This is a genomic window from Streptomyces sp. Mut1 (assembly GCF_030719295.1).
GTDB classification, from domain to species: Bacteria; Actinomycetota; Actinomycetes; order Streptomycetales; family Streptomycetaceae; genus Streptomyces; species Streptomyces castrisilvae.
Genome location: NZ_CP120997.1, coordinates 2,301,524 through 2,313,249, shown reverse-complemented (window position 1 = coordinate 2,313,249; position 11,726 = coordinate 2,301,524). Strand labels below are relative to the sequence as shown.

Genomic DNA, 11,726 nt, shown 5'->3' with positions numbered 1-11,726 from the left:
GCGGTGCGGTGCGGTGCCGTGCGGTGCGGTGCCGTGCGGTGCGGTGCGGTGCGGTGCCGTGTGGTGCGGTGCGGTGCCGTGTGGTGCGGTCGCGGCTGCCGCGACCGGCCCGCCCGGGTACCGTCCGGGTGCGCCGGGACCATCGGTGACCGAGCGTGGCAGGATGCGGTGCGAAGCGACCATGACTGATCAATCGCGCGGGGTCGGACTGCCGAGTCCCCGCCCCTGCGGGTAACCTCCCGCTCATGTCCCGCCATGTCGCGATCGTCACCGATTCCACGGCCTACCTGCCGCCCGACGCGATGCAGCGGCACGGCATCACCGCGGTGCCGCTGACCGTGGTCCTGGGCGACCAGGCCCTGGAAGAGGGCACCGAGATCTCGGCCCGTTCCCTGGCCCTCGCCCTCCAGAAGCGCCGCTCCGTGACGACGTCGCGCCCCAGCCCCGAGGTCTTCGCCGGCACATACCGGGCCGCCGCCGAAGCCGGTGCGAGCGGAATCGTCTCGCTCCATCTGTCCGCGGAGTTCTCCGGTACGTACGACGCGGCGCTGCTGGCGGCGAAGGACGCTCCGGTGCCGGTGCGGGTGGTGGACACGGGGATGGTCGCGATGGCCCTCGGTTTCTGCGCCCTCTCGGCGGCTGAGACGGCTGAGGCGGGCGGCGGTCTGGACGAGGCGGTGGCGGCGGCCGAGAAGCGCGCGTCGGGCACCTCCACCTACTTCTACGTCGACACCCTGGACTACCTGCGCCGAGGCGGCCGGATCGGCACCGCGCAGGCCCTGCTCGGCTCGGCCCTCGCCGTGAAGCCCCTGCTCCAGCTGGACGGCGGCCGGATCGAACTGCTGGAGAAGGTGCGGACGGCCTCCAGGGCCATCGCCCGGCTGGAGGAGATCGTCGTCGAACGCGCGGGCAGCGGGCGGGTGGACATCGCGGTCCACCACCTGGCGGCTCCGGAGCGGGCCGAGCGGCTGGCCGAGCGGCTGCGGGAACGGGTGCCCGCGCTGGTGGATCTGCATGTCAGCGAGGTGGGCGCGGTGATCGGCGCGCACACCGGCCCGGGGCTGCTGGGCGCGGTTGTCTCGCCGCGCTGACTTCACTCTCCGGAGTGGCCGAGTTATGCACAACGATCCGGTTTTCCACTGAAATCACTGGCGCTCAGCGGGTTTTGGCGGAACTGCCTAGCGTCGTGAGGCATGGCTTCCCGATCACATCGTGCAACCAGCGGACCCGGCGGACCGGGGGCCGGACCCGGCAGCGGGCCCGGACGCGCCCCGGCTTCCGACGGGCGCTTCCGGCGAGCGACGGGCCCCGGCCCCGGCCGGCGGCGCCGGACCACGGGCCGCACCGAGGCGGCGGCGCTGGCCGCGGCTGCCCGCAGCCGGGCGGACGCGCTGATGGCGGGCGGGTACGGAGGGCGCGTCGCGCGGTGGGGAGTGGACGGCGCGGAGCCGGGGGAGGGTGGTGCGGGGCCGCCGGGTGAGGCGGTCCCGGGCCGGGCTCGGGCCTCGGCCCCGGCGTTGCCCCCGGCCTCGGCGTTGCCCCCGGCCCCGGCGGTGCCGGCCTCGGCGTCGCCCCCGTCTTCGGCCGCCCCGGTGCCGGCGTCGGCTTCGCCCTCGGATGCCGGGGCTCCCGGTTCGGCTGAGGCGGTCGCGTCCGCCGCTTCCGCTCCGATGGGGCGGTGGGCGGCGGGGGTTCTCGCGGTGCGGGAGCGGTTACCGATGTGGGTGCAGCTCAGATGCGGCCTGGAGCCGAAGACCCTTGCCGCGCTCGCCGTGATCCTGGTCGCCGCCGCCGTGTTCGCCGGGATCCACTTCTGGTCCGCCGGTCCCGAGGGAGTGGAGGCTCCGGATGTCGTCGGTGAGGCGGCGCACGGGCCCGGCCCGGTGACGGACCCGGACGCGGACATGGCCGCGACCGGCCGGCCCGAGCCGTCCCCGGGTCCGGCGGCCGTGCCCGGTGCGGGCGGTCAGATCGTGGTGGACGTGAGCGGCAAGGTGCGCAACCCGGGACTGCAACGACTGCCGTCCGGGGCGCGGGTGGACGATGCGCTGGACGCGGCGGGCGGGGCGCGCCCCGGGACGGACCTGGCGGGCCTCAACCGGGCCCGGGTGCTCATGGACGGCGAGCAGATCGTGGTGGGCGCCCCACCGGCTCCGGCTCCGGCCTCGGGCGCGGGCGGCCCGGCGGCTGCCGGGGGCGGCACCGGGCCGGTGAGCCTGAACACCGCTACGGCGGACCAGTTGGAGGGCCTGCCGGGCGTCGGCCCCGTCCTCGCCCAGCACATCGTCGAGTACCGCACCGAGCACGGCGGATTCCGGTCCGTCGACGAACTCCGCGAGGTGAACGGGATCGGCGACCGCAGGTTCGCGGACCTGCGCCCCCGGGTGCAGCCATGAGCGCCCCGGACGTCCACGCGGCGTCGGGCCTGCGACTGGGTGTCTCCGACCCGCGGCAGGAGGGTCCGGCCGACCTTCGGCTGCTCGCCCCGGCAGCCGCGGCCTGGGGCGGTGCCGCGCTCGCGGTGGGCGCCCCCGGGCAGTGGACGGCGATGGCGGTGGCGCTCTGCCTGGGGGCGGCCATGGTCCTCCTCGCGGCGCCCGGCCTCCTCCGGGCCCGCGCGGCGGGCAGGCGGGGCGGCAACGAGGCGCGGGACGGCGGGGCCGCCGCGGCCCGAGCGCATCGGCGGGCGCGCGTCGCGGCCGTCGTGGCGGTGCTGCTCTGCGCGGCGGCCGGGGCGGCCTCCGCCGGGCTGCACGGTGCCGATACGCGCCGGGGGCCGGTGCCCGGCCTGGCCCGGCAGTTCGCACGGGTCGAGGTGGAGATCACCCTCACCTCCGATGCCCGGCGGACGTACCCCCGGGTGCGCGGCGACCACAGCACGCCCGCGTCCCTGCTCCTGGACGCGGAGGTCACCCTGTTGACGCGGCCCGACCGGACGGCCGTGCGCTTGCGCACACCGGTGCTGGTCATCGTCCCGCCCGGCGGCGCGACGGAGGTATGGCAGCGACTGCTCCCCTCCACCAGGCTGCGGATCGCCGGACGGCTGGCGCCGCCCCTCCACAAGGGCGAGCGGGCCGCCGCGGTGCTACGGCCCGAGGGCAAGGGCCCTCCTCGCGTCACGGGCCCTCCCAGCCTCCTCCAGCGCACGGCGGGACGGCTGCGCGCCGGGCTGCGCCGGGCGACCGAAGGACTCGGACCCGACGCACGGGCGTTGCTGCCCGGATTGGTCGTCGGTGACACCACCCGGATCACTCCGGAACTGCACGAGGCCTTCCGGGCGACCGACCTCACGCACCTGATGGCCGTGTCCGGTTCCAACCTGGCGATCCTGCTCGTCCTGTTCATCGGACCGCCCGGCAGGGCGCTGCGGGCCGAACGTGGGGGACTGGCGCCCAGGCTCGGGATCTCGCTGCGGATGACCGCGCTGCTCGGCGGCGGGCTCACGCTCGCCTTCGTCCTGGTCTGCCGGCCCGAGCCGAGTGTGCTCAGGGCCGCCGCGTGCGGGCTGATCACGCTGCTCGCCATCGCCACCGGACGGCGCAGGACCCTGATCCCCGCGCTGTGCGCCGCCGTTCTGCTCCTGGTGCTCTACGACCCCTGGCTGGCGCGCAGTTACGGCTTCGTCCTGTCGGTGCTGGCCACCGGCGCCCTTCTGACCCTCGCCCCGCGGTGGAGCGAGGCGCTGCGACGGCGACGGGTGCCGTCGCGCCTGGCGGAGGCGCTGGCCGCCGCGGCAGCCGCGCAGGCGGTGTGCTCGCCCGTCGTGGTGCTGCTCGCCTCCCGGGTGAGCCTGGTGGCGATCCCGTGCAACCTGCTCGCCGAGTTCGCGGTGACACCGGCCACGGTGCTCGGGTTCGCCGCGCTGGCCCTGGCGCCGGTGGCGATGCCGGTGGCCGTGCTGTCGGCCCGGGTGGCGGGGTGGCCGGCCGGGTGGATCGCGTCGGTGGCCAGGACCGGAGCGGCGTTCCCCGGCGCGGAGACCGACTGGCCCGACGGCCTGTCCGGCGCCGTGCTGCTGGCCGCGCTGACCGCGGTGCTGGTGTTGGCCGCCCGGTGGGTGGGGCGCCGGCCCTGGGTGTGCTCGGCCGCGGTGCTGCTGCTCGTGCTCGCCGTGCTCCGCCCCGTGCCGCTGACCCGGGTGCTGACCGGATGGCCGCCGCCCGGCTGGGCGTTCGCGATGTGTGACGTCGGGCAGGGCGATGCGCTGGTCCTCGCCGTCGGCCGGGGCTCCGGTGTGGTCGTCGACGCCGGCCCCGATCCCCGGCTCGCCGACCGGTGCCTGCGCGAACTGGGCGTCAGCCGCGTCCCCCTGCTCCTGCTCACCCACTTCCACGCCGACCACGTGCGGGGCCTGCCCGGTGTGCTGCGGGGCAGAGCGGTGGGCGCGATCCAGACGACGAGCCTGGACGAACCGCCGGAGCAGGCCGCGTTCGTCCGGAGAACGGCGGCTCGGGCGCGTGTCCCGGTGGTGCGGGCCGTCCCCGGTGAGCGGCGGCGGATCGGGGCGCTGGACTGGCAGGTGCTGTGGCCGCCGGGCGAGGCGGGCACGGGCCCGGTGGCCGGACCCGTGCCGCAGGACCCGAACGATGCCAGCGTCACGCTGTTCGTGCGGGCCGGCGGGCTCACCCTGCTGCTCCCCGGGGACCTGGAACCCCCTGCCCAGCAGGCGTTGTTGCGCAGCCGCCCGGGATTGCCGCGGGTGGACGTGCTCAAAGTCGCCCACCACGGCTCCGCGCACCAGGACAGTGCCCTGCTGCGCGCCGTCCGGCCCAGGTTCGCGCTGGTGAGTGTGGGCCGGGGCAACCCGTACGGGCATCCGGCGCCGCGGACGGTCGACGCGCTTACGGCGCAGGGGGCGGTGGTGCTGCGTACCGACAAGGACGGTGCGATCGCGGTGACGGGCACGGGGAGCGGGCTGCGGGCGGTGGGACGGTCATGACGGCGTACGTGCCCAGGCGGAGGGAGCCGCGGACCGCTCCCCGGCCGGCGGAACTGTTGGCCGCTCCCCGGCGGGTGGTGTCCTCGGCCGCTCCCCGTTCTCCGGGGCTTCCGGCCTCAGACCAGCCAGTGGCCGTCGGCCATCAGGTCGCGGCCGGGCTGCTCGTTGGACTCCCGCCACGCCCTGACCGCGTGCGGAGTGAAGCGGAGGTACACCCAGGCGGCGCGCCCCCGCAGATCCCAGTCGAACTTCGCGGCGAAGGCGTCACCCGACGCCTTCGGGAGATCCGCGCCCTCCACCATCTCGGCCGTCGCCTCGATGAGGACCACATCGCGGGTGTGGCCCAGCGCGATCCGGGCCCGGCCGTCCGGTGTCACGTTGACCGCTGTCGGGTTGGTGCGCCGGGTGGCCATCAGCAGGGTCTCCCCGTCCCACACGAACGACAGCGGCACCAGGGTCGGAACACCGTCGGCGGAGGCCGTCGACACCCAGGCGTCCTTGTCCTTCTCCAGGCGATCGAGTACGTCCTGCTTGCGCTGTTCGCGGCTGCGAGCCGGTTCCGGACGGGGCATGCACCGCACGCTAGCCGCCGGGCGCCAGCCGCAACACCGTCACCGGACCTAGGACCAGTGGCTCATGGCGCGGTCATGCGGCGCCGGACCAGACTGGGCCCATGGACCCGCACCTGCCGCAGACGATCGACGCCTATCTGGAACGCGTCGGCGCGGCCGTACCCGCCCGCGCCGACGCCCCGGCTCTGCGCGAACTGCAACTGCGCCACCTGCTCACCGTGCCCTTCGAGAACCTCTCGATCCATCTCGGCGAGGACATGGTGCTCGCGGAGGACTCGCTCCTGGACAAGATCGTGGCCGGCCGGCGCGGCGGCTTCTGCTATGAACTCAACGGGGCCTTCGCCGTACTGCTGCGGGCGCTCGGTTTCCGCGTCACCCTGCTCCAGGCGCGGGTCCACTCGGACGATGGCCGGCTCGGCATTCCGTACGACCACATGGCGCTGCGGGTCGAGACGGACGACGGGACCGGGCCGTGGCTCGCCGACGTCGGCTTCGGCGACCACGCCCGGCACCCCCTCGCGCTCGATGACCGCACGGACCAGGAGGACCCGGGCGGCGTCTTCCGGATCACGCCGATCGCGGCCGGGGGAGGTGAGGACTTCGGGGACCTCGACGTGCTGTGCGACGGCAAGCCCCGGCTCCGCCTGGAGACGCGGCCCCGGGTGCTCGCCGACTTCCGGGCCGGCGCCTGGTATCACCGCACCTCGCCCGACTCCCACTTCACCCGGGCCCCGGTCTGCTCGCGCTGCACGGACGACGGCCGGATCACGCTCACCGGCCGCAAGCTGCTCACGACGGTGGGCACCGAGCGGCGCGAGACGCCCCTGGAGAGCGACGAGGAGGTGCTGGCCGCCTACCGAGAGCATTTCGGAGTGCGCCTGGACCGGCTGCCCGTCAATTCGGACCTTCGGTAACACCTGCACCCAAGCCACTGCGAGATGCTCTGTTTGCCTCGAACGCCTCAAGGGTGGTCGAATGCATGCTCGTCGGCGGGCCGCTGCTCCGACAACGACGTCTGCCCTTCGGCCCGAGGTGGAAGCGCGCCCGGGAGTGTGTGGAGATGTTCGGACGTTGGTTCGGAAACAAAACTGCGACGGGTGCCGCGCGCGGCAACGCCCTGGCCGGACTGGTGGTACCGGACTCGGCGGGCGTACTCAGCTGCCGGGTGCTCGACCCGGTCAACGAGGCGGTGCCGCAGGCCGAGTTCGTGCTGACAGACCGGGCGGGCCGCAAGGTGGTCGGGGGCGAGACGGACCCGTACGGCAGTGTGCTTGCCACGGTGCCGGCGGGCGAGTACCGGCTTGCCGTCACGGCGGAGGGGTTCACCCCCTTCCACGGCTCGGCCACGGTCACCGAGGGCGGTCACGCGAGCCTGGGCGATGTGACCCTCCAGGTCACCACGCCGCCGCAGCTGCCCGACCCGGGCGACTGGGAGATCGAGCCGACGCACTCCCAGATCGGCTTCACGGCCCGGCACATCGGGATGGCCCGCATCCACGGCCGGTTCAACACCTTCGCGGGAGCGGTGCGGATCGCCGACCGCATGGAGGAGTCGGCGATGCACGTGATCATCGACGCCGCGTCGATCGACACGAACGTCCAGATGCGCGACGACCACCTGCGCTCCAGCGACTTCCTCGATGTCGGCCGCTACCCGACGCTGGAGTTCTACAGCGACCGCTTCGTGCACCGGGGCGGGACGCGCTGGGGTGTGAGCGGGGCGCTGACCCTGCACGGGGTGAGCCGTACGGTGACGCTGGACACCCAGTACCTCGGCCTCGGGAACGGGCTGGAGGGCGAGACCAGGGCGGCCTGCCGTGCCACCACGCAGCTGCACCGCGAGGACTTCACGCTGACCTGGCAGACGATGCTGGCCCGGGGCATCGCGGTGGTCGGCCCCAGCATCTCCATCGACATGGACATCCAGATCGTCCCGAAGGGCTGACCTGTTGGGCGGCCGGGCTACGGCGCCTCCAGCCACCCCTCGTACTCCGCGGCGAACGCGTCGAGCGCCGTGGAGTCCAGCCGGCGGTCCGGGTCCTCCACGACGACCAGCCACTGCGCGTCCTCGGCGTCGTCCTCGCCGGCCAGCGCGTCGCGCACGAGCTGCGGTTCCTCGGTGACCCCGAAGCGGTCGGCGAGCTCGTCCGCCACTTCCTGGGCGGCGTCGCGGTCGGGCAGCACCAGCACGTGTCTCTCATCGCTCACCCGCCCATTCTCGGGTACGGGCGGGGGCGCGGCGGACCCGGCCGCAGCCGGGCTGTCAGTGGCCCGTGGGATGCTGGACGGCGATGGCCACCAGAAGGAATTCCACCGACGACCCGCTCGCCCCGCTCACGCTCGCCGTGGGCCAGGAGGACCTGCTCCTGGACCGCGCCGTGCACCAGGTGGTGGCGGCCGCGCGCGCCGCCGACGCCGACACGGACGTTCGGGACCTCGCCTCCGACCAGCTCCAGCCGGGCACGCTGGCCGAGCTGACGAGCCCCTCACTGTTCGCCGAGCGCAAGGTCGTGGTCGTGCGCAACGCGCAGGATCTCGCCGCGGACACCGTCAAGGACGTCAAGAAGTACCTCGACGACCCGGTCGAGGAGATCACCCTCGTCCTGCTGCACGCGGGCGGCGCCAAGGGCAAGGGGCTGCTCGACGCGGCCCGCAAGGCGGGGGCCCGCGAGGTCGCGTGCCCGAAGACGACCAAGCCGGCCGAGCGGCTCTCCTTCGTGCGCGGCGAGTTCCGCGCGCTGGGGCGCTCCGCGACGCCCGAGGCGTGCCAGGCGCTGGTCGACTCCATCGGCAGCGATCTGCGGGAGCTGGCGAGCGCGGTGTCGCAGCTGGCCGCGGATGTCGAGGGCACGATCGATGAGGCGATCGTCGGGCGCTACTACACGGGGCGGGCGGAGGCGTCGAGCTTCACGGTCGCCGACCGGGCGGTCGAGGGGCGGGCGGCGGAGGCTCTGGAGGCCCTGCGCTGGTCGCTGTCGACGGGCGTTGCCCCTGTCCTGATCACCAGCGCGCTCGCGCAGGGCGTACGGGCGATCGGCAAGCTGTCGTCGGCGCGTGGGGGACGGCCGGCGGATCTCGCGCGTGAGCTGGGCATGCCGCCCTGGAAGATCGACCGGGTGCGTCAGCAGATGCGGGGCTGGACGCCGGACGGGGTCGCGGTGGCGCTGCGGGCGGTCGCGGACGCGGACGCGGGGGTCAAGGGGGGCGGGGACGACCCGGAATACGCGTTGGAGAAGGCGGTGGTCGCTGTGGCGGGCGCCGCGCGGAGCGCGCGCTAGCGGTGCGGTGGGGTGCCGGCTGACCGCGGTGTCCTCGATCGCCGGACGGGCTTGAACTTGCCGTCCGGGGTGTCCTCGATCGCCGGACGGGCTTGACGGTGGCCGGGGCGGGCGTTGCTCGGGCGGGGGACGTGTGGGCGCATGCCGAAGGCCCCGGCCGGGTCCTGGGGAAGGGCTCGGGCGGGGCCTCGGGGTGAGAATTGGTGCGTCGCACCCGCGTGGCGAACGCAGGTTCGGTGTGCGGCGCGGGTGCCGGGCAGGAGCGGGAGAGAGGGCCCGCGTGGTCCGTTCCGGCGGTTACATCAGAATGCTCAGCCCTGAAGGGTGGCGGCCTTGGCAGCCAGCGCCGACTTCTTGTTGGCGGCGGAGTTCTTGTGGATGACACCCTTCGAGACGGCCTTGTCGAGGGCACGCGAAGCGTCGCGAACGGCCACGGTGGCCTTCTCGACGTCGCCCGCGACAACGGCCTCACGGGCCTTGCGGATCGCGGTCTTGAGCGACGACTTGACGGCCTTGTTGCGCAGGCGCGCCTTCTCGTTCGTCTTGTTCCGCTTGATCTGGGACTTGATGTTCGCCACGAAAGAGCCTTTTCAGGTTCGTTGGATTTCTAGGTGTGTCCGCGGGGCCCGAAAGCCACGGGGCACAGCTGCCCACGGTAGCAGGAGCGGTCCGACCGGCCCAAACCGGTCGCCGCCCCGCAGGCGTGGGACGATGGGAGCTACGTACAGATCCGCCCCGACCCGACATCGACCCGAGACACGGCGTCCGGCGTCTCAAGAATCAGGACCCTGCGTGCCCGCGACTCCTCTCCACGTGCCCGAGCCGAGCCGTACCGACCCGGCGCTGATCCGCAACTTCTGCATCATCGCGCACATCGACCACGGCAAGTCGACCCTCGCCGACCGGATGCTCCAGCTGACCGGGGTGGTCGACCAGCGGCAGATGCGCGCTCAGTACCTCGACCGGATGGACATCGAGCGTGAGCGCGGCATCACCATCAAGTCCCAGGCGGTCCGGCTGCCCTGGGCGCCGACCACCGGCGAGGGCCAGGGCAGCACCCACGTCCTCAACATGATCGACACGCCCGGACACGTCGACTTCACCTACGAGGTCTCCCGGTCGCTCGCCGCCTGTGAGGGCACGGTCCTGCTGGTCGACGCCGCGCAGGGCATCGAGGCCCAGACCCTGGCCAACCTCTACCTGGCGATGGAGAACGACCTCACCATCGTCCCGGTGCTCAACAAGATCGACCTGCCGGCCGCCCAGCCCGAGAAGTTCTCCGAGGAGCTGGCCAACCTCATCGGCTGCCAGCCGGAGGACGTGCTCAAGGTCTCCGCGAAGACCGGCATCGGCGTGGACGCGCTGCTCGACCGCGTGGTGCGGGACGTCCCGGCGCCCGTGGGCGAGGCCGACGCGCCCGCCCGCGCGATGATCTTCGACTCGGTCTACGACTCGTACCGGGGTGTGGTCACCTACGTCCGTGTCGTCGACGGCTCGCTCAACAAGCGTGAGCGCATCCGGATGATGTCGACCGGCGCCACCCACGAGCTGCTGGAGATCGGTGTCTCCTCCCCGGAGATGACCCCCTCCGACGGCATCGGCGTCGGCGAGGTCGGCTACATCATCACCGGGGTGAAGGACGTCCGGCAGTCCAAGGTCGGTGACACGATCACCTCGCTGAGCGGCGGGGCGACCGAGCCGCTCGGCGGTTACAAGGACCCCAAGCCGATGGTGTTCTCCGGGCTCTACCCCCTGGACGGCTCGGACTACCCGGACCTGCGCGAGGCTCTCGACAAGCTCCAGCTCAACGACGCCGCCCTGGTGTACGAGCCGGAGACGTCCGCGGCGCTCGGCTTCGGTTTCCGCGTCGGCTTCCTCGGGCTGCTCCACCTCGACGTGGTCCGCGAGCGGCTGGAGCGCGAGTTCGGTCTCGACCTCATCGCCACCGCCCCCAACGTGGTCTACCGGGTCGAGATGGAGGACGGCACCGAGCACACCGTCACCAACCCGAGTGAATTCCCCGAGGGCAAGATCGACAAGGTGCACGAGCCGGTCGTCCGGGCCACGGTCCTGGCGCCCAGCGAGTTCATCGGCGCGATCATGGAGCTCTGCCAGCAGCGCCGCGGCACGCTCCTGGGCATGGACTACCTCTCCGAGGACCGGGTCGAGATCCGCTACACCCTGCCGCTCGCCGAGATCGTCTTCGACTTCTTCGACCAGCTGAAGTCCAAGACCCGGGGCTACGCCTCCCTCGACTACGAGCCCACCGGCGAGCAGTCCGCCCAGCTCGTCAAGGTCGACATCCTGCTGCACGGCGACAAGGTCGACGCGTTCTCCGCGGTCACGCACAAGGACAAGGCGTACGCGTACGGCGTGCGGCTCGTCGCCAAGCTGCAGAAGCTCATCCCCCGGCAGAACTTCGAGGTGCCGATCCAGGCGGCCATCGGCTCCCGGGTCATCGCCCGTGAGACCGTCCGGGCCATCCGCAAGGACGTCCTCGCCAAGTGCTACGGCGGCGACATCTCCCGTAAGCGCAAGCTGCTGGAGAAGCAGAAGGAGGGCAAGAAGCGGATGAAGATGGTCGGCAACGTGGAGGTGCCGCAGGACGCGTTCATCTCCGTGCTGTCGACCGACGAGTCCGCAGGGGAGAGCAAGGGCAAGAAGTAGGGCACGCGAGAGAACGAGGAGCCCTACCGGCAGGTAGGTACGCGGGCCCCCGCATCGCAGGAACGCTGCGGAGCGGGGGTCCGTTCGTTATCAAGCGGGGTCCGATTGCCTCTTACGCGGGGCGCGCGGGCGCTCTACCCTGATCACGGCTTCGTAGTTACTCGCCAGTTAAGCAAGCAGGATTTCAGCACGCAGAGCAAGCAGCAGCAAGCACCCACAGGCGGAGAGCGCACCGCAACCAGCAGCCGGTCGTGAAGTACTGCCGCAGGC

General features: G+C 72.9%; 10 protein-coding genes. 7 read left to right on the top strand and 3 right to left on the bottom strand.

The window, feature by feature from the left end; translation table 11 throughout:
- The first annotated feature begins 245 nt into the window (after positions 1–245).
- From P8A18_RS09905 to P8A18_RS09895, 3 genes are all read left to right on the top strand, one after another.
- Entirely contained in the window at positions 246–1,091 is an 846-nt protein-coding gene (locus tag P8A18_RS09905) for a DegV family protein (RefSeq protein WP_018551629.1), read from the top strand.
- 627 nt (positions 1,092–1,718) lie between these two features.
- On the top strand, positions 1,719–2,396 hold the full coding sequence (locus tag P8A18_RS34280) for a ComEA family DNA-binding protein (protein WP_371933655.1): 678 nt from the start codon (positions 1,719–1,721) through the stop codon (positions 2,394–2,396).
- Positions 2,393–4,939: a ComEC/Rec2 family competence protein gene (locus tag P8A18_RS09895; protein ID WP_306053505.1), complete on the top strand. Its 2,547-nt coding sequence runs from the start codon at positions 2,393–2,395 to the stop codon at positions 4,937–4,939. The genes P8A18_RS34280 and P8A18_RS09895 overlap by 4 nt, the downstream gene beginning before the upstream one ends.
- 116 nt (positions 4,940–5,055) lie before the next feature.
- On the opposite strand, the gene P8A18_RS09890 is transcribed toward P8A18_RS09895, so the two are convergent.
- Positions 5,056–5,511: a pyridoxamine 5'-phosphate oxidase family protein gene (locus P8A18_RS09890; protein WP_306053504.1), complete on the bottom strand. Its 456-nt coding sequence runs from the start codon at positions 5,509–5,511 to the stop codon at positions 5,056–5,058.
- A gap of 101 nt (positions 5,512–5,612) precedes the next feature.
- On the opposite strand from P8A18_RS09890, the gene P8A18_RS09885 reads away from it, so the two are divergent.
- Entirely contained in the window at positions 5,613–6,425 is an 813-nt protein-coding gene (locus P8A18_RS09885) for an arylamine N-acetyltransferase family protein (protein WP_306053503.1), read from the top strand.
- A gap of 146 nt (positions 6,426–6,571) precedes the next feature.
- The gene (locus P8A18_RS09880) at positions 6,572–7,456 is read left to right on the top strand and encodes a YceI family protein (RefSeq protein ID WP_306053502.1); all 885 of its coding nucleotides are present in this window, start codon (positions 6,572–6,574) and stop codon (positions 7,454–7,456) included.
- A gap of 17 nt (positions 7,457–7,473) precedes the next feature.
- Here the strand turns inward: P8A18_RS09880 and P8A18_RS09875 are convergent, their stop codons facing one another.
- Positions 7,474–7,719, bottom strand: coding sequence for a hypothetical protein (locus P8A18_RS09875; protein WP_306053501.1), 246 nt, complete (start codon positions 7,717–7,719; stop codon positions 7,474–7,476).
- 83 nt (positions 7,720–7,802) lie between these two features.
- On the opposite strand from P8A18_RS09875, the gene holA reads away from it, so the two are divergent.
- Entirely contained in the window at positions 7,803–8,789 is a 987-nt protein-coding gene (gene holA / locus P8A18_RS09870) for a DNA polymerase III subunit delta (RefSeq protein ID WP_306053500.1), read from the top strand.
- A gap of 311 nt (positions 8,790–9,100) precedes the next feature.
- Here the strand turns inward: holA and rpsT are convergent, their stop codons facing one another.
- Complete coding sequence (gene rpsT, locus P8A18_RS09865) at positions 9,101–9,367, bottom strand: 30S ribosomal protein S20 (RefSeq protein ID WP_018551637.1); 267 nt, start codon at positions 9,365–9,367, stop codon at positions 9,101–9,103.
- Positions 9,368–9,581: 214 nt separating this feature from the next.
- Here rpsT and lepA point away from each other — a divergent pair, with 214 nt between their 5' ends.
- On the top strand, positions 9,582–11,456 hold the full coding sequence (gene lepA / locus P8A18_RS09860; RefSeq protein ID WP_306053499.1) for a translation elongation factor 4: 1,875 nt from the start codon (positions 9,582–9,584) through the stop codon (positions 11,454–11,456).
- Positions 11,457–11,726 lie beyond the last annotated feature (270 nt).